Here is a 17,478-nt window from a genome sequence, read left to right as displayed (position 1 = left end):
GGACTCAGCGTCCCCGAAGGTGCCCCTCGCGGCAACGGGATTACCGGCCCAGGAACGCGTGCAGCGACTCCAGCGCGGTGTCCGGCTGGTCGGCGAAGAAGCCGTCGACACCCGCCTTGAAGAACGCCGCCTCCTCGGTGAAGACGTCACCGTAGGCGTCCGGCTCGGCCGACGAGCGCAGGTTCGCGGGCAGGAACGGGTTCTCGTTCCGGAACGTGTACGGCTGCACCTTCAGGCCCGCCTGGTGCGCGTCCGCGACGAGCGCGGTCGGCGTGCCCAGGTTGTCGTTCTTGTCCCGCGGGATGATCTGCGCCTTGTCCGGCCCGAGGTACTTCGCGTACTTCGCGACGTCCCGGAGGCCCTGCGGCGTCACGAGGTCCGCGTACGTCCGCTTGTCGCCGTTCGCGACGAAGTCCGCCGGGGCACCGCTCGCCGAGGTCAGCTGCAGCAGCGGCGTCCGGACCTGCTTGTGCAGCGCGATCAGGTTCGACACCTCGAACGACTGGATGATCGCGGGCGCGTCCGGCCGGTCGAGGCCGTTGCGCTTCAGGATCGCGACCAGCTTCGGCTCGGTCGGGTTGCCGATGGACTGGAAGAACGTCGAGTGCTTGACCTCGGGGTAGGTGCCCAGCGTCCGGTGCAGCTCGCGGCCGAGGCGCTTGGTCAGATCGAGGACCTCCTGGTAGGAGGCGATCTGGTAGCGCCCGTTGTACAGCGTGTTGTGCGGCCGGTTCTGCGGGATCCGCTCGACCGCGCGCAGCGTCTTCAGCTCGGCCAGCGTGAAGTCCTGCGTGAACCACCCGGTCGTGGTGACCCCGTCGAGGACGACGGTCTTCTTCCGGCTCGCGAACTCCGGGTGCTTCGCGACGTCGGTGGTGCCGCCGATCTCGGGTTCGTGCCGGGCGACCAGCTGGCCGTCCTTGGTGGGCACGAGGTCGACGTCGACCCAGTCGACGCCCATCCGGTAGGCGAGCTCGTAGGAGGCGAGGGTGTGCTCCGGCCGGTACCCGGGCGCGCCGCGGTGTCCGATGATCACGGGGTCATGGTGGCCCCGCCCGCGCGCGGCCGCATCGGCGGACCCGCTCTCGGCGGCACTCTGTTCGGCGGCACCGGCCGACCCGGCCGCCACGCCGGTGACGCTCAGCAACGCCAGCCCGGCCAGTGCCAGGAGACCGACACGTTTGCGCTTCATCTGGTGACCTCTTTTCACACAGGGTTGACCCTGACTACTCGCGCCACCCTCACCGCCGCAAGCATCCGACGGACGTATCCGGGCGAACACCTCGGTAAACGGCGCGTGGACTCCTCTTCTCCCGGGCTCCCGACGGCTCGTCCCGGCGCAGTGAATGACTCATTCCTGGCATCCGGCGCGGTGAATGACTCATTCACGGCGTTCGGAGGCGGCCCGGCCAGCCCCGGGGACGGCGAAATGTCCGGCGCGAACCTCGCCAGATACGCTGTGCGGTGTGCGCGTACTGGTAATCGGCTCCGGCGCCCGAGAGCATGCACTCGTCCTCGCGGCGTCCGGTGATCCCGCTGTCACGGCCCTGGCCTGCGCGCCCGGCAACGCCGGGACCGCCGCGGTCGCCGAGCAGCTCGGCGTCGAAGCGGCCGATCCCGAAGCGGTGGCCGGGCTCGCCAAGAGCTGGCAGGCCGACCTCGTCGTCGTCGGGCCGGAGGTGCCGCTCGTCGCCGGCGTGGCCGATGCCGTGCGCAAGGCCGGCATCGCCTGCTTCGGCCCGTCCGCCGCCGCCGCCCGGATCGAAGGGTCGAAGGCCTTCGCCAAGGACGTCATGTCCGCCGCGAACGTGCCGACCGCGCGCTGCGAGGTCGTCGACAACCCGGCCCGCCTCGACGCCGCGCTCGCCCGCTTCGGCCCGACCTGGGTCGTCAAGGACGACGGGCTGGCCGCCGGTAAAGGCGTGGTCGTCACCACCGACTACGACGTCGCGCGCAAGCACGCCATCATGCTCCTCGACGGCGGCCACCCGGTCCTTCTGGAGTCCTATTTGGACGGTCCGGAGGCGTCGCTGTTCTGCTTCGTCGACGGCAACACCGTCGTCCCGCTGCTGCCCGCGCAGGACTTCAAGCGCGTCGGCGACGACGACGCCGGCCCGAACACCGGCGGCATGGGCGCCTACGCGCCGCTGCCCTGGGCGCCCGGGAACCTGGTCGACGAGCTGGTCGAGACCGTCGTCCAGCCGGTCGCCGACGAGCTGGTCAACCGCGGCGCGCCGTTCTCCGGCCTGCTCTACGCCGGCCTCGCGCTGACCTCCGAAGGTCCGCAGGTCATCGAGTTCAACTGCCGCTTCGGCGACCCGGAGACGCAGGTCGTGCTGGCCCTGCTGCGCACCCCGATCGCCGGGCTCATGCACGCCACCGCCACCGGCAAGCTCGCCGAGCACCCGCCGCTGGAGTGGGCGGGCGGCGCCGCGGTCACCGTCGTGATCGCCGCCGACGGCTACCCGGGCAAGCCGCGCACCGGCGACGTCATCACCGGGGCCGAGCTGGAAGGCGTCCTGCACGCTGGCACCCGCCGCCGGGACGACGGCGCCGTCGTCTCTTCCGGCGGCCGAGTGCTGTCGGTCGTCGGCACCGGCAAAACGCTCAAGTCGGCGCGCAAGCACGCGTACGAGACGGTGGAGAAGGTCCACCTCGCGGGCTCCCACCACCGCACGGACATCGCGCTGAAGGCGGCGAACGGCGAGGTCGGCGCCCCGGCGGCGAAACAGCGCGCCTGATTCCGCGGATCGGGGGAACCGGCCGGGCGCACTCTTCGTCCAAACTCAGGTTGCTGCTACCTCCGCGTTGGTAGCCTCGACGGGAGCCGGCCGGTCACTGTCCGTATGACGTCAGGGGAGAGCATGTCAGGACCCTCGTACGACCTCAGCTCGGCGGTCCCGGTGGCGCCGGCGGCCGCGGACGTTCTGGTCCACCCGGACAAGCTCCTCGACGTCGCCCGGATCGTCGAAGAGCAGGCGAACGCCCTCGAAGACCAGCTGCTGACCCGGCTCGGCCAGCTGCGGATCGACGCGCCGTCCGCGGACGTGATCAGCACCCAGTCGATCCAGGCCTGGAACTCCCTCATCGCCGACGGCGACCGCTCCTACGCCGGGCAGGTCCGTGAGTACGTCGCCGGCCTGAAGCGCCTGGTCTCCCAGCTGCGCGAAGCCGCGAAGGACTACAAGGTCAGCGAAGAGGAGAAGGCGGCGGTGTTCGGTGACCGCGGCAAGCATGGTGCGTAACCGGATCGCCGGAGGCGTGCTCGCGACGGCGGCGCTCGCCGGCTGTTCCGCGGGCACCGAAGGCACGCCGTATCCGGTCGAGACGGCCGCGACGGCCGCGTCGCAGAGCGCCAAGGCCGCCCAGCTGCCGCAGCGGCCGGCCGACCTGCCGCTGCAGGGCATCGATCTGTGCGCGCTCTTCCCCCAGGTGCAGCTCGACGCGCTGAAGATCACCAGCCTCCCGCGCGCGGCTCCGGAGCAGGACGGCCCGACCTGCGTGTTCGACGCCGACGGCGCCGAGCCGGTGCACTCCTACCACGTGCGGGCGGTGCCGGCGGACCTCGACCAGTGGATCACCGGGGCGCGCAAGAAGAACAGCATGACCACCGAGCCGAAGACCATCGGTGGCTACCCGGCGTTGACGAACTACCGCGCGGCCGGCGACCCGGCCGACTGCGAGACGCTCGTCGGCGTCGCGAAGGGGCATACGCTGGCCGTCCAGACCTTCGCCATCACCCGCGGCAAGCTCACGCAGCCGCAGCTGTGCGAGATGTCGGCGCACGCCGCCGACATCGCGCTGCAGTCCCTGAAAGCACGCAACTAGGGAGGGCGCGTGGAATTCTCCGAGTTCGCGGCCGGGATCCAGAACCACCGGTTCGACGGCTGGACCAACACCGCGATCGCCGACCAGATCACGCGGATGATCAACGGCGACGGCACCGGCAGCATCGGCACCGCCGTCGACGCGCTGAAGGCCGTCGCGACCGCGCTCGCCCACACCGACCAGACGTTGCGCGCGCAGCTGCTGAAGCTCGGCGTCGAGTGGCAGAGCCAGGCCGGGGGCGCGGCGAGCCAGGTGTTCACCGAGCAGGCCGGCTTCTCCCAGGACGCCACCACGAAGGTCGCGCACGCCGCGGAAATGGTGTTCGAGCAGGGCGAGGCGTTCAACCGCACCAAGTACAAGCTGCCGGACGCCGAGACGGTCCGGAAGGGCGCGGGCGGCTTCACCATCGGTGACGGCCTGCTGAGCCTCATCGGCTTCGAGACCGACCACGCCCGGCAGGTCGAGGCCGCGAACGACGCCAAGGCCCAGGCCCAGCAGGCGCTGAACGAGTACGCGCAGCAGAGCGGCACGAACCTGCTCTCGACGCAGTCGCTGTCCGACCCCGAGTCGCTGAAGCTGGCCGCCCCGGGCATCACGCCGGGGGTGCTGGACGTCGCCGGCGCCGCGGTCGCGGTGACGCCGGACGGCGGCGTGAAGCCGGCCTCGGACAAGGTCCGGTCGGTGCACGTCGAGCCGCCGGTGGTGCAGCCGGTGTCCCACACCGTGCACACCGATCCGCCGACCCCGTTCTACGGCGTCGCCGCGCAGCAGCCGTCCCGCTCCGCGCAGCAGCAGCCGCCGCGCCAGACCAGCGCGGCCGGCGCGGGCAGCTCGGCCGGCTCGGCCGGCGCCCCGGCTGCCCAGCACATGACGCCGAGTTCGACGACGCCGTCCGGTGCGAAGCCGACGACGGCGACGCCCGGGCCGGGCTGGGTCCACAGCCCGGGCCGCGGCCCGTCCGGCGACCAGTCCGGCGGCCCGGCCGGCCGGTTCACCCCCGGTCCGGCGACCGCGGGCGAGTGCGACCCGTTCGTCCCGCCGGGCGCCCCCGGCGCGCAGCCGCCCGGCTCGGCCCCGGCCACGACGCCGATCAAGTCGCTCGGCGGCGGTGGCGGGGGGACACCCGGTGGTGCGACCGGCATCGACAGCTCCGCCGGCCGCGGCCCGGACGGGTTGCTGGCCAAGGGCCGCACGGTCGGCGCGATGCCGCAGCCCCCGCTCCAGCCCGGTCAGTACACGGGCGAACGCGGCTTCGTGGTGAAGCCCGGTGCCACCCCCGGCGACATCGGTGCCGGCGCGGCGGCGATCGGCGCGGGTGCCGCCGGCGGCGCGTTGAGCGGCGACAAGGAGCGTCTGCGGCGCGACAAGAGCCAGCCGAAGGGCCCGGTGCGGCCGCTGCCGGTCGGCGAGCTGCCCGAGGAGGAAGCGGTCGCGCTGCGCAAGTCGGAGCAGATCAGCCCGAAGCAGCAGCCCGGCGAGGCGAAGTACCTGTCCGAGGCGGCACCGCAGGAGGATGACGCCGAGCACGTCCGCCGCTACGGCGTCGACGACCAGGACCTGTTCGCCGACCAGCGGATGGTTTCCCCCGACGTGCTCGGTGACCACGGCGGGGATGTGCGCTGACCGTGTCGCTTGTCCTGTCGGCCCTCGAGTTCGACGTGCTCTGGGAATCCTTCGAGCTGCCCCGGCGGCACGTCGCGCTGGACGTGCCGAGCGAAGGAGCCACCCGCGCCGAACGGCTCGAGCTGGTGGAGTCGGCGTGGGCGTCGCTGAGCGAGCGGCGCCTGGCCCGCAACCGGCGGGTCTCCGGTGAGCTCGCCGACCTGCTGCACCTGCTGGCGCGCCCGCAGTTCGGGATCGACGTGTGGGTGTGGGCGGAACGCGAGATCCGCGCCCGCGCGGTCAGCCTGCGCAGCCAGGCGGTGCTGGCGGTGGTGGACGACGGCGAGGTCTGGCTGATCCCGGCCACCGAGGACGGCCTTGCGGAAGCGGCGGTCTCGGTGGCGGGTGACCTGGGCCCGGGCATCGGCCAGACGGTCAGCCTGCCCTACGACGTCGTGAAGTCCGCCGACGCGGCCGCGAAGGGCGACCCGAAGGCGCTGGTCACCGCGCTGGAGGACCGCGGGATCCCGCTGTTCCAGGCCCAGGAGCTCTCGGGCATGCTGCTGGGCCAGGAGGCCCGCGGCCAGTTCGGCGCGGAACGCACCTCGCGCGACGGCGTGGTGCACCGGGCGGATCGGGTGGTGGCGTACTTCGACACGGACGCGGGCCGCTACCTGTTCCAGGTGGGCCGCGACGGCGACGGCCGCGAGTGGGCCACCGTCACCCCGGCGGACAACGCCCTGCTGGCCACGAGGATCCGCGAACTGGTGGCGGACGCCTGATCCCCGCTGGGTGGAAGTTGGCGGAGATCCGTACCCGCGCCCCGGGCGAAGTCATAAAGTAAGCGCGGGAACCGTCCTGGTCATGGCAACGTCCGATCGGGCGGAGACAAGTTTCCGAAGGGGATGACGAACCGTGCCTGTCTACGACCCGGACTCCATGGCCATCGCGGCCCGCCAGGTGGAGAAGCTGAAGGACGAGTTCGAAAAGTCCAAGCAGAAGGTCACCGGGCTGGACCACGAGAAGGAAAGCCCCTTCGGCGGGATGGACGAAACGGGCGACGCGCACGGCGCGGTCGGCAAGTTCAAGGACGGCGTGCACAACCAGTTCGACGCCGCGGGCAAGCACATGGAGGCGCTGGGCTTCGCCATGCGCAAGGCCGCCGGCCTGATCGCCGAGACCGACCAGGTCGGAGCCAGTGACCTGAAACTGCACGTCGACAAGTAAGCGGGGGCACGAGAGTGGGTTTGAACGCGGTCGGCGCCGGAACGCCGGACAATTGGGACGCCTTCATGAAGAAGGTCGACCAGGTCGAAAAGGTCGACCTGGAAAAGATCTCGGCGGCGGCGACGCAGTTCCGCGAGGCGGGCAAGAACGCCGGCGACCACAATGCGTCCCTGAAGAATTCGACCGACGCGCTCAACGGCAGCGTCTGGGGCGGCCCCGCGGCGGACCAGTTCTTCCAGTACGTCCGCCAGGTCCGCGACGCCGGGACCAAGGTGCAGACCCACCTCGAGGACGTCGCCAAGGACCTCGACGACCTCGCGAAGTCCCTCGACCAGATCAAGAAGAACGTCGGGGACAAGCAGCTCGCCGCGGAAAAGGCGGTCAACGAGCGCAACGCCACGGCCGAAACCCAGATCAACAACGCCTTGGCCGCGGCGAAGAAGGCGCACGACGAAGGCAAGCCGGGTCCCAGCCCCAGCGCCGACGAGATCCTGGCCACCGCCAAGACGGACATCCACAACATCACCGCCGGCTTCGACGGCGACGTGACCGGCCTGCAAACCCAGGCCGACACGGCGATCAAGGCGTCGCAGCAGCTGATGTCCCAGCAGATCGAGGGCGGCTACGACCAGGTCCCGCTGCCGAGCAGCTCCGCCGCGGCCCCCAAGAGCACGGGCGGCATCCACAGCAACGGCTCCTCCCACGGCGGCGGAGGCGGCGGCGGTGGGGGTGGCGGAGGCGGTGGCGGTGGTGGCCTCGGCCCGAGCGGCGGCCCGCCTTCTTCGCCGCCGCCGGGGAACGTCCAGCAGTGGATCCAGGAAGCCATGAAGGCGCTGCAGGCCGCGGGAATTCCGGTGACGGATGCCGATATCCCCAAGATCTGGGCAATTATTCAGCACGAATCCGGCGGAAATCCCAATGCCATCAACAACTGGGATTGCGTGCCGCTGGACACGTCGATCGTGACCCGGCGTGGCTTGCTGAAGCACGACGCGGTCGAGGTCGGCGACGAGACGATCGGCTACAACCGGGCCACCGGTCAGAGCGAGTGGACGCGGATCACCCGGGTCGTCCACCACGAAGACGCCGAGCTGGTCCGGATGTTCAATTCGCGGTGGCAGGCGACCACGACACCGAACCACCGTTGGCTCAACCTGCCGCGGGTCGCGGTTGGCCGCACCGACCTGCCCGCGGTCTGCCCGGAGTGTGGCTGGGAGCCGCGTGCGGCACAGCAGCCGGGGAACGGCGTCGCGGTGCACCGGCGGAAGAAGCACGGCTTCCTTCCGCCGAAGCAGAAGAACCGCTACGAGACCGAGCCTGCCTTCGTGACCACCGAGGACGTCCGGTCACGCGACCGGATTCTCCTGGCGGCACCGGCCGCCACCGAATCCTCGCTGGACGTCAGCGTGCCGGAAGCGGCCATCCTCGGGTGGATCGCCGGCGATGGTCACATCGAGAGCCGCCGGCACCGCCCGACCATGTCCATCGCGCAGTCGAAGCCCGAAATGGTGGCGAAGCTCCGCAAGCTCCTCGACGGCGTGCCGCATGCGGTGTACGTCGACGACCGCGGCGGGTGCGGACCCCGGCACCAGTTCCGGCTGGACCACGACTACGCCCAGGATCTGCTGGCGCGCGCCGGGCATCCCCGGTCCGACGCCGTCGCTCAAGTCCTGGCGATGTCCGCTGTGCAACGTGACGCGTGGCTCGAGGCGATCACCGACGCCGAGGGCACCCGATACGCGCGTCCCGGCTACTCGCGACCGCAGGTCGTCATCTACCAGGCCCCCGGTGCCGTCCTCGACGCGATTGCGCTGGCCGGGTACCTGTCCGGCGCGCGGCCTCGGGTGCTCCCCGTGGCGCGGGCGAACCAGCCGGAAACCTGGCAGCGGGAATTCTCCGTGCACCTGAACAACCCGATCATCACGGGCGCCTTCCTGCGGCAGGAAGCCGCCGGGCGGGGCGACGTGTGGTGCGTGACCACGGAACTGGGGACGTGGACGGCGCAGGAGGGTGACCACATCTTCTTGACCGGCAATTCGAACGCCGCCGCGGGGCACCCGTCCAAGGGGCTCATGCAGTGCATCGACTCGACGTTCAACGCCCACAAGCTGCCCGGGCACGACAACATCTACAACCCGGTCGACAACATCATCGCCGGCGTCCGGTACTCCTTCGACCGGTACGGCGGCCTCGACAACGTGCCCGGCATCAAGGCCATGGCTCACGGTGGTGCCTACCGCGGCTACTAGCCTGGCCCCATGGCCGACCTCGGAGCTTTCGCCGGGCCCGCGTTGCGGGCCGGCGTGCCGCCCTTCCACGTCATGGACGTGCTCTCCGCGGCCGGGGCCCGGCAGCGCAGTCACGGTGATCTCGTGTCGCTCGCCGCCGGGCAGCCGTCCGCGCCCGCCCCGAAGCCCGTGCTCGAGGCCGCCCAGGAGGCGCTCCGGCGGAGCACTCTCGGCTACACCGAGCAGCTCGGTATCCCCGAGCTGCGCGAGGCGGTCGCCGGGCACTACCGGACGCGGTACGACGTCGACGTCCAGGCGCACGACGTCGTCCTGACCACCGGCTCGTCGGGTGGCTTCCTGCTCGCCTTCCTCAGTGCCTTCGACCCCGGCGCCAAGGTCGCCATGGCGCGGCCCGGTTACCCGGCCTACCGCAACCTGCTCTCCGTCCTGGGCTGCGAGGTCGTCGAGTTCGCCACCACCGCCGAGACGAACTTCCAGCCGACGGTCGCCCTGCTCGACGAGCTCGGCCCGATCGACGGCCTGATCGTCGCCAGCCCGAGCAACCCCACCGGGACCGTGCTGCCGCCCGGGGAACTGGCCGCCATCACCGGCTGGTGCTCGTCGCACGGTGTCCAGTTGATCAGCGACGAGATCTACCACGGCATCTCCTACGGTGCCGAACTCGATTGCGCGTGGCAGTACGGCCGCGAGCCGCTCGTGCTCGGCAGCTTCTCGAAGTACTTCGCGATGACCGGCTGGCGGCTCGGCTGGATGCTCGCCCCGCAGCGGCTGCACCGCGCGATCGACGTCCTGACCGGCAACTTCACCATCTGCCCGCCCGCGTTGTCGCAGTACGCGGCCCTCGCCGCCTTCACGCCCGAGGCGTACGCGGAAGCGGACGCGCACGTCGAGCACTACCGCGCGAACCGCGATCGCCTCTTCGCCGGCCTGCAGCGCATCGGCCTCGACAAGCTCGCCCCCGCCGACGGCGCCTTCTACGCGTACGCCGACGTCAGCGCCTACACCGAAGACAGCCTGAGCTGGTGCCAGCGGCTGCTCGCCGACACCGGGCTCGCCATCACCCCCGGCGTCGACTTCGACCCGGTCGACGGCGGCAAGTACGTCCGGTTCTCCTTCGCCGGCAGCGCCGGGGACATCGACGAAGGGGTCCGGCGCCTGGGGGCCTGGCTGGCCAGGGGGAACCCTGAATAAACCCCGAACGTTGGCCTTCCGAGGGGAGTTTCACCGCGCCGGGTGGCAGTGTGGAGTCATCGGGCCGGTGGGGCCACGGGGAAACATCGGAGGAACCATGTTCTGGAAGATCGTCGGCGGCCTGCTCATCGCCTGGGTGGCGTTCATGGTGCTGGGCGCCGTGATCGGCTTCGTGTTCAAGGCCGTCCTGTGGATCGCCATCATCGGCGGCATCGCCTTCCTCGGCGCCGCCGGCTACAAGGCGATCACCGGCGGCAAGAAGGACCCCCGGCGCATCAACCGCTACTGAGAGGCTTATTCGGGTTAGGCCGCCACGGCCCGCCCGCGACGCTGCCGGTCACCTCGAGAGTCATGTGGCGGCCGACGGCTGAATAAGCCTCTCCGCTTTCAGGGGATCCGCGCCACGCCGCCCAGCGCTGTCCGGTTGACCGGCGTCAGCGGCGCCAGGCGCGGCCCGTCCGGCCACCACAGGTGTGGCTCGGTCAGCCCGGGCTCGAGCAGGTCGAGCCCGTCGAAGAACGACGTGATCTCGGCCCGCGACCGGTAGACGGAGTCGAGCCCGGTGCGGGCGAAGCGGTCCTGCAGGGACGTCGCGACGGCGGCCGCGTCGGAGCCGTCGGCCGGGTTGTGCCGGTGCAGCAGGATCAGGTGCGAACCCGGCGCCAGCGCGCCGACGTAGGACTTGACCACCTGCTGCGCCTGCTGGAGGTCGGCGATGTGGTCGACGACCCCGCACAGCACGAGCCCGGCGGGCCGGTCGAAGTCGATGAACCGCCCGACCCCGGCGAGCGTCTCGCCGGGGTTCAGGGGGTCGGTACCGCAGATGTGCGTGAAGTCGTTGTCGACGAGCAGGGCCCGGCCGTGCGCCTCCACCACCGGGTCGTCGCCGACGTAGACGACGTGCGCCTCCGGGTTGTACTTCTGCGCCACCTGGTGGGTGTTTTCCGGCGTCGGGAAGCCGGACGCGAGGTCGAGGAACTGGTCGACGTCCAGCCGCTCGGTCAGGTAGCGGACGGCGCGCACCAGCCACTGCCGCACTTCCCGCGCCATCGCCGGAGCTTCCGGCGCGATGGCCACCAGCTGCCGGAGGACGGCACGATCGGGCTCGTAGTGGTTCTGCCCGCCCAGCAGCGCGTCGGTGACGCGAGCGATGCTCGGTCGTTCGAAGTCGACGTGGACCGAGGGGCGTTCGCTCGTCGCCATGCGCACCTGCCGGGGAGTGTGGGGACGCTCAGCCTAGGACATGGAGATCACCGCGGGTAGGCGGCTGTGCGGTGCGCGTGAGCGCTCAGTCCAGCCAGGCGCGGGCCGCCTCGGCGCCGTTCCACACGTGGGCCCGGAGCCCCACCGCCCGCGCTCCCTCCACATTGGACTCACGGTCGTCGAAGAACAGGCAGTCCGCCGGCTCGGCGCCGAGCTCGTCGAGCAGGAGGCGGAAGATCTTCGCGTCCGGCTTGACGCACCGGACGTCGCCCGAGAACAGCGTGACGCGGAAGTGCCGCGCCCAGTCCTGCGCGCGGACCCATTCGCCGAAGGCGATCGGCGCGTTCGAGAGCAGCGCCAGGTTCGCGCCGGCCTCGGAGAGCGCTTCGAGCAGTGCCGCCGACGACGGCTCCAGGTGACCCCAGCCCTCGACGTCGATGCGGGTCAGCTCGGCCGACAAGGTCTCGTCGACCGGCACGCCCACGGCGTCGCCGACCGCCTGCCAGTACTCGAGTGGGGTGCTGCCGGCGTCGTAGGGAATCCGGTACTCCCAATAGGCCTTCAGGAACTCCGGCAGCGGCGCGCCCATCGCCGTGGCCAGGTCGGGCAGGGCGGCGCTCGGCTTGCTGAGCACGTCGCCGTAGTCGAACACGATCCAGTTCATTCTGTCCCCCGGAACTTCTCAGGCGCCGGTCTTGATCCGGCGCACGGCTTCTTCGACGTCGGTCGCGCTCAGGTCCCGGTGGGTGACGAACCGGACCTTGCCCGCCATCGGCACCGCCCGGATGCCGAGCGAGTCGAGCCAGGCGAGCGCGGTCGGGATGTCGGGGACTTCGGCGAGCACGATGTTGGTGTCGGGCGTGTTGGCCGGCCAGCCGTGCTCGCGCAGGCCCTCGGCGAGCCGCCGGGCGTTCTCGTGCGACTCGGCCAGGTCGGGGATGCGGTCCAGCGCGATCAGGCAGGCCGCGGCCAGGACGCCGCCCTGCCGGACGCCGCCGCCCAGCATCTGCCGCATCCGGCGCGCCCGTTCGACGAACGCCGCGCTGCCCGCGACGACCGAGCCGACCGGCGCGCCGAGGCCCTTGCTGAAGCACGCGGACACGGTGTCGACGCCGACGGTCAGCGCGGCCGGCGGGACTTCGAGGGCGACCGCGGCCTGCCACAGCCGGGCGCCGTCGAGGTGCACGGTCAGGCCCGCTTCCTTGGCGACGGACAGCAGCTGGGCGTGCTCGTCGGGCGGCGTCACCGCGCCGCCGGCCGCGTTGTGGGTGTTCTCGAGGCAGAGCAGCGATGTCCGTAATGTGAAGTATGGCCCGGGTTGTCCGATCGCGGCTGCGAGGGCGTCGGGCGATGGGCGGCCCGGGCCCCCGTCGTGCTCGAGGATGTCCGGCATGCCGCCGGCCAGCCACGCCGCCGAGCCCAGCTCGTTGGCCAGCACGTGCGCGCCCCGGGTGGCGAGGAACCGGTCGCCGCGCTGCAGGTGCAGGCTCAGCGCGATCAGGTTGGCCATCGTCCCGCTCGGCACCCAGAGGGCGGCCGGCATGCCCAGGACGTGCGCCGCCCGTTCCTCCAGCTCCGCGACCGTGGGATCGCGTTCGAGGACGTTGTCCCCGACCTCGGCCGACGCCATCGCCGCCCGCATCGTCTCGTCCGGCCGGGTGACGGTGTCGGAGCGGAAGTCCAGTACGGGCGGGGAGAAGGTCACGGTGTGATCACATCACACCCACGTCGTGGGGATCAATGAGCCCTCGGGTGGTCGAACCCCTTCGGTCCGTGCAACCGTGGACGCCCCTGATTCCGTCCTCCCGGGCGAACGACGATCGAGCGGAGCACGACTGCGCGTGGACCAGCGCGACGAGCAGGAGTTCGCGGAGTACTTCGCCGCCAGGCGGGACGCCGTGCGCCGGACCGCGTACATGCTCTGCGGCGACTGGCACCGGGCGGACGACCTCGCGCAGACGGCGTTCGTCGCACTGCACCGGAGGTGGAAGAAGATCAGGGATCGCGCGGCGACCGACGCGTACGTCCGCACGACGCTCGTCCGGGCGTCGATCGACGAATCGCGGCGTCCGTGGCGGCGCGAGTGGCAGACCGAGACGCTGCCGGAGCCGGCCGACGACACACCCGGCCTCGACGACCTCGTCGCGACCAGGGAGGACCTGCTCGCGGCGCTGAAGGAAGTGCCGCCCAAGCAGCGGGCGGTGCTGGTCCTGCGGTTCTTCGAAGGGCTCGACGTGACCGGCGCGGCGAAGGCGCTGGGCTGCAGCGAAGGCAACGTGAAGAGCCAGACCGCCCGCGGGCTGGCGAACCTGAGGCAGGTCCTCGAACGGGAGGTGGAGACCAATGGATGAGCAGGAGCTGCGCTCGTTGTTCTCCGCCGCGCCCGGTGACGTCCCCGAACCGTCGTTCACCCAGGGCGACGTCGTCCGCGAATCCCGCCGCCAGACCGTGCGCCGCCGGAACCGGATCACCGCCGGGGTGAGTGCCGCCGCGCTGGTCGTCGCCGGGTTCGGCGCGTACGGCCAGCTGTCCGGGGATATCCCCAAGTCGATGACCGCGGCGGACAACGCCGCCCCCGCCCAAGGGCGGCCGGGCTCCACGCAACCAGGAGACGGCCCGCTGCGTCCTCAGATCGGCGGGGAGTCACCGAACTTCTCGTCCCAGTCACCTCAGCAGGGGGGTGCCGGGGACGGGAAGACCGGCCCATTGGCCGAAGGCGCCTCCGGGTGCGAACAGGTGGACGGGGAGCTCGCCATCGCCCTCGCTGGCGAGCTCCCCGGCCACGTCGCCGCCGCCCAGGCCGTCCCGGGCGGCGCCTGTTCGACGGTGTCGCGGTCCGCCGGGTTCCCGGTTCCGGGCGGCGAAGTGGCCGCGGCGGTGTACCCGAAGGGCATTCCGGAGGTCTTCAAGTCCCAGCCGGCCGGCACGGTCACGGCCCGGGCGGGAACGGCGTCCGGCGGGGTGCTGGTGCTGGTCAGCGTGCCGGCCGCGGGAGCGGCGGCGCCGTACGCGGGCCAGGTGGACCGGTTCGCGCTCGATCTCGCGCCCCGCTTCTGAGCCCGGGTCCGCCCGGTTGGCAGAATGACCGGCCATGACCGCTGCGACCACCCCGAAGGGGGAGCGACGGCGCGCCGCGCTCGTCGAGGCCGCCGCGAAACTGCTCGTCGAGGGCGGCTTCGACGCCGTCCGGCACCGGGCGGTGGCCGAGCGGGCGGCCCTGCCGCTGGCGTCGACGACGTACTACTTCGACTCGCTGGAAGACCTGGTCACGGCGGCCGTCGAGCACCACTCGAACGCCGAGCTGGCGACCGGCCGCCGCCGGCTGGAGGAGCTCGCGACCCGCAACCGCGGGGTGCAGGCGACCGTCGACCTGGTGCTGGACCTGCTGCTCGGCCCGGAGAGCGGTGACCAGGCGGCCGACGCCGAAGCCGTCCTCCTGCGGTACGAGCGGCTGGTCGCGACCGGCCGCCGCCCGTACCTGCGGCCGCTGATGCGGACGCTGTCGGCCCAGCTCAACGAGCTGCTGACGGAGATCTTCGCCCGCTCGGGCACCCCGGTCACCGCAACCGAGCTGGAGCGGCTGGTCGCGCTGGTCGACGGCGCGGTCGTCAACGCCCTGATCGCGATCGACCCCGAGCCCCGCGCGGCGGCGGCCCGGATGCTCCAGGCGGCGCTCGCCGAGTGAGCACCCTGCCGCGGCCGGTCGTGAGTGGTGAGTAGGGTTCCAACCCGCCTTACCACTCACGACCGCGCGCGCTGAGCCTTCTCCAGGTCTTCGCGGGCCTTCGCGACGAGGGCGAGCATCGCCTGTTCCGCCGCGGCCGGATCGCCCGCGACGATCGCGTCGAAGACCTTCCGGTGGTTCGGCACCGGGTCATCCGCCGCCGCGGAGCCGTGCACGAGCTTGTCGCGCTCGGCCAGCCCGATCGCGATGACCCGTTCCACCCGCGTCAGGAAGTTGTTGTGCGTGGCGGCCATCAGCCGCCGGTGGAAGGCGAGGTCGGCCTGGACGCTCGCCTCCGGATCATCCCCCGCGGCGGCCATGTCGGCGAGCGCGCCCCGCAGCGCCTCGAGGTCTTCCTCCGTCGCCCGCTCGGCGGCGAACCGGGCGGCGGCGGGCTCGACGACCGCGCGCACCTCGGTGAGCTCGTCGAGCAGCACCGGATCATCGGCGGCCGCGGTCTGCCAGCGCATGACGTCGGCGTCGAGCATGTTCCACTTTTCGCGCGGCTGCACGAAGGTGCCCCGCTTCTGCCGGGCATCGATCATGCCCTTGGCGGCCAGCACCTTCAGCGCTTCGCGCAGCGCGGTCAGGCTGATGTCGAACTCTTCGCGCAGCGCGGGCAGGTCCAGGACGGTGCCCTCGCCCCACTCGTCGGAGAGGATCCGGCTGGCCAGTGCCTCCACGGTCTGGCCGTGCAGCCCGCGTGGCCGGTGTTCGGTCAATGGAGGGCCCTCTCAGCCGGGGAGGTGGTGACCGCAGTATGAATGCCGGGTCAAGGCCGCGAAACCGGCAGCACGAACGTCGGCGACCCCGTCGGGTAGTACCGCAGCTCCGCTTCGCCGGACGCGGTCAGCGTGAACGCCGTGATCGCGTCCTCCGACTGCGCCGCCACGTAACAAGTCCCGTCCACCAGCGCGAAGTGCCGGGGGTTCGCGCCGCACGGCTGGTCCGCCACCGCGGCCGCCTCGTCCAGCGTGAACTCCGTGACGCAGTCCGGCCCGCGGTTCGACAAGTACAGGCGCGAGTCGGCCAGTTCCAGGTGCGCCACCAGGTTGGGTGTCACCGAAGACAGCGTCGACGGCGTCGAGGACACGACCTCGAACGCGCCCGGCGCCTTCTCGCGGACCGTCACCAGCGTCCCGGCCAGCTCGCCGACGACGTACGCCAGGTCCGTGCCGGGGCGGCGGACCAGCTGGCGCGGTCCCGTGCCCGGCGGCAGCGAAGACACCGCCAGCGGCTCGAGGGCACCCGACGACGTCAGCGTGTAGCTGCGGATCTCGTCCGTGCCCAGGTCGACCGCGCTCACGATCGACCCGTCGGCCGACGGGACAGCCATGTGGACGTGCGCCGCCTCCTGGCGCTCGGACACCGGCCCGTTGCCGCGGTGCTCGACCAGTGCGGTCCGGGCGGCCAACGCGCCCGACGGGGACAGCGAAAACACCGCCACGCTGCCGCCGGTGTAGTTGGCGCACAACAGGAAGCGGCCGTCCGGCGTCACCGCCAGGTGGCACGGGTGCGCGCCGCCCGTCTCGGCCGTGCCCAGCACCGACAGCTCGCCCGAGGGGGAGATGGCCAACGCCGTCACGCCACCGGTGGACAGCTCGTTGGCCGCGTACAGCACCGGCAACGACGGGTGGTGTGCCAGCCACGACGGCGACTCCAGCGGCAGCGAAGCCACTTCGCGCAACGAGCCGGACGGCGACCGCGAGAGCGTCGTGATCCCGGTGCCGTTCCCCGCATCGCCGGTGTAGCACCCGACGAAGACCAGCTCAGCCATGCGTGCTCCTCAACAGCGTTTCGACCCGGGCGGAGATCTCCGCGGCGGTGCCGCGGGTCAGCGCCGAGCCGATCCCGCAGGCGACCGCACCCGCCGAGAGCCAGCCTGGCACGTCGCCGGGGCCGATGCCGCCCGTGGGTACCAGCGGGGCCTGCGGCAGCGCGGCGCGCACGTCCGCCACCCACGACGGCCCCAGCGCCGAAGCCGGGAACACCTTCACCGCGTCGGCCCCTTCTTCCAGCGCACGCACGATTTCGGTCACCGAGCCGGCGCCGGGGAAGGCGGCCGCGCCGTACCGGTGGGCGGTCCGGATCACCGCGGTGTCCACCGACGGTGACACGAGGAAACGGGCGCCCGCGCGGATCGCGAGCACCGCGGACGTCTCGTCGAGTACCGTCCCGGCTCCGATGGTCGCGTCCGGGTAGGCGGCCGTGAGCCCGGAGATCGCGGCCAGTGCGCCGGGGTTCGTCAGCGGCAGCTCGATCGAGCGCAGCCCGCCTTCGAGGGCCGCGCGGGCCGCCGCCACCGCGGACTCCGCGTCGCGCGTGCGCACGATGCCGACGATGCCTTGGCGCAGCGCGGATGCGGTGATTTCCCAGCGATACGTCATGGGCGTAGCCTACCTTGTGAAATATTATTTTAGGATTTATTGTCACAGCGGCACGCGTACGGAAGGA

18 protein-coding genes and 2 pseudogenes are annotated in these 17,478 nt (G+C 71.6%); 13 read left to right on the top strand and 7 right to left on the bottom strand.

The window, feature by feature from the left end:
* Window positions 1–40: 40 nt before the first annotated feature.
* Window positions 41–1,192, bottom strand: a complete 1,152-nt coding sequence (locus tag AB0F52_RS05810) for a glycerophosphodiester phosphodiesterase (RefSeq protein ID WP_360164969.1) — start codon at window positions 1,190–1,192, stop codon at window positions 41–43.
* Window positions 1,193–1,466: 274 nt separating this feature from the next.
* On the opposite strand from AB0F52_RS05810, the gene purD reads away from it, so the two are divergent.
* The 10 genes and pseudogenes from purD to AB0F52_RS05760 all read left to right on the top strand — a co-directional run bounded on the left by purD (window position 1,467) and on the right by AB0F52_RS05760 (window position 10,386).
* Entirely contained in the window at window positions 1,467–2,741 is a 1,275-nt protein-coding gene (gene purD, locus AB0F52_RS05805; protein ID WP_360164967.1) for a phosphoribosylamine--glycine ligase, read from the top strand.
* A 123-nt stretch (window positions 2,742–2,864) separates the two neighbouring features.
* Window positions 2,865–3,245 (top strand): hypothetical protein, encoded by a 381-nt coding sequence (locus AB0F52_RS05800; protein ID WP_360164965.1) that lies wholly within the window; start codon window positions 2,865–2,867, stop codon window positions 3,243–3,245.
* Entirely contained in the window at window positions 3,235–3,828 is a 594-nt protein-coding gene (locus AB0F52_RS05795) for a DUF3558 domain-containing protein (protein ID WP_360164963.1), read from the top strand. Before AB0F52_RS05800 ends, AB0F52_RS05795 begins: the two co-directional genes overlap by 11 nt.
* A gap of 9 nt (window positions 3,829–3,837) precedes the next feature.
* Window positions 3,838–5,451, top strand: coding sequence for a hypothetical protein (locus AB0F52_RS05790; protein ID WP_360164961.1), 1,614 nt, complete (start codon window positions 3,838–3,840; stop codon window positions 5,449–5,451).
* Window positions 5,452–5,453: 2 nt separating this feature from the next.
* Complete coding sequence (locus tag AB0F52_RS05785) at window positions 5,454–6,212, top strand: ESX secretion-associated protein EspG (RefSeq protein WP_360164959.1); 759 nt, start codon at window positions 5,454–5,456, stop codon at window positions 6,210–6,212.
* A gap of 133 nt (window positions 6,213–6,345) precedes the next feature.
* Window positions 6,346–6,657: a hypothetical protein gene (locus AB0F52_RS05780; RefSeq protein ID WP_086845483.1), complete on the top strand. Its 312-nt coding sequence runs from the start codon at window positions 6,346–6,348 to the stop codon at window positions 6,655–6,657.
* Window positions 6,658–6,722: 65 nt separating this feature from the next.
* Window positions 6,723–6,980: pseudogene (locus AB0F52_RS05775) on the top strand (WXG100 family type VII secretion target); the annotation flags it as partial.
* A 1,710-nt stretch (window positions 6,981–8,690) separates the two neighbouring features.
* Window positions 8,691–8,906, top strand: a pseudogene (locus AB0F52_RS05770) (transglycosylase SLT domain-containing protein); the annotation flags it as partial.
* A 9-nt stretch (window positions 8,907–8,915) separates the two neighbouring features.
* Window positions 8,916–10,097 (top strand): pyridoxal phosphate-dependent aminotransferase, encoded by a 1,182-nt coding sequence (locus AB0F52_RS05765; protein ID WP_360164957.1) that lies wholly within the window; start codon window positions 8,916–8,918, stop codon window positions 10,095–10,097.
* Between the two features lie 97 nt (window positions 10,098–10,194).
* Window positions 10,195–10,386 carry a hypothetical protein gene (locus tag AB0F52_RS05760; RefSeq protein WP_013230786.1) on the top strand — a complete coding sequence of 64 codons (192 nt, stop codon included), beginning with the start codon at window positions 10,195–10,197 and terminating at the stop codon, window positions 10,384–10,386.
* Between the two features lie 98 nt (window positions 10,387–10,484).
* On the opposite strand, the gene AB0F52_RS05755 is transcribed toward AB0F52_RS05760, so the two are convergent.
* From AB0F52_RS05755 to AB0F52_RS05745, 3 genes are all read right to left on the bottom strand, one after another.
* Window positions 10,485–11,300: an SAM-dependent methyltransferase gene (locus tag AB0F52_RS05755; protein WP_360164955.1), complete on the bottom strand. Its 816-nt coding sequence runs from the start codon at window positions 11,298–11,300 to the stop codon at window positions 10,485–10,487.
* Window positions 11,301–11,385: 85 nt separating this feature from the next.
* On the bottom strand, window positions 11,386–11,964 hold the full coding sequence (locus tag AB0F52_RS05750) for an HAD family phosphatase (protein WP_360164953.1): 579 nt from the start codon (window positions 11,962–11,964) through the stop codon (window positions 11,386–11,388).
* An 18-nt stretch (window positions 11,965–11,982) separates the two neighbouring features.
* A complete protein-coding gene (locus AB0F52_RS05745) occupies window positions 11,983–13,005 on the bottom strand; it encodes a GntG family PLP-dependent aldolase (protein ID WP_360164951.1) in 1,023 nt (340 codons plus the stop codon).
* 136 nt (window positions 13,006–13,141) lie between these two features.
* On the opposite strand from AB0F52_RS05745, the gene AB0F52_RS05740 reads away from it, so the two are divergent.
* The 3 genes from AB0F52_RS05740 to AB0F52_RS05730 are packed head-to-tail and all read left to right on the top strand — an operon-like array spanning window position 13,142 to window position 14,985.
* The gene (locus AB0F52_RS05740) at window positions 13,142–13,651 is read left to right on the top strand and encodes a SigE family RNA polymerase sigma factor (RefSeq protein WP_360164949.1); all 510 of its coding nucleotides are present in this window, start codon (window positions 13,142–13,144) and stop codon (window positions 13,649–13,651) included.
* On the top strand, window positions 13,644–14,357 hold the full coding sequence (locus AB0F52_RS05735) for a hypothetical protein (RefSeq protein ID WP_360164947.1): 714 nt from the start codon (window positions 13,644–13,646) through the stop codon (window positions 14,355–14,357). The genes AB0F52_RS05740 and AB0F52_RS05735 overlap by 8 nt, the downstream gene beginning before the upstream one ends.
* A gap of 34 nt (window positions 14,358–14,391) precedes the next feature.
* Window positions 14,392–14,985, top strand: coding sequence for a TetR family transcriptional regulator (locus tag AB0F52_RS05730; RefSeq protein WP_360164945.1), 594 nt, complete (start codon window positions 14,392–14,394; stop codon window positions 14,983–14,985).
* Between the two features lie 56 nt (window positions 14,986–15,041).
* Here AB0F52_RS05730 and AB0F52_RS05725 read toward each other — a convergent pair whose 3' ends face one another.
* From AB0F52_RS05725 to AB0F52_RS05715, 3 genes are read right to left on the bottom strand one after another with little or no spacing between them, the layout of a single operon-like run.
* On the bottom strand, window positions 15,042–15,746 hold the full coding sequence (locus AB0F52_RS05725; protein ID WP_360164943.1) for a FadR/GntR family transcriptional regulator: 705 nt from the start codon (window positions 15,744–15,746) through the stop codon (window positions 15,042–15,044).
* Between the two features lie 50 nt (window positions 15,747–15,796).
* A complete protein-coding gene (locus AB0F52_RS05720) occupies window positions 15,797–16,801 on the bottom strand; it encodes a beta-propeller fold lactonase family protein (RefSeq protein WP_360164941.1) in 1,005 nt (334 codons plus the stop codon).
* Window positions 16,794–17,411, bottom strand: coding sequence for a bifunctional 4-hydroxy-2-oxoglutarate aldolase/2-dehydro-3-deoxy-phosphogluconate aldolase (locus AB0F52_RS05715; RefSeq protein ID WP_360164939.1), 618 nt, complete (start codon window positions 17,409–17,411; stop codon window positions 16,794–16,796). The genes AB0F52_RS05720 and AB0F52_RS05715 overlap by 8 nt, the downstream gene beginning before the upstream one ends.
* Window positions 17,412–17,478 lie beyond the last annotated feature (67 nt).

The organism is Amycolatopsis sp. NPDC024027 (assembly GCF_040638975.1).
GTDB lineage: Bacteria > Actinomycetota > Actinomycetes > Mycobacteriales > Pseudonocardiaceae > Amycolatopsis.
The sequence above is the reverse complement of the archived record's forward strand: the minus strand, read 5'-3'. Positions and strand labels throughout refer to the sequence as shown.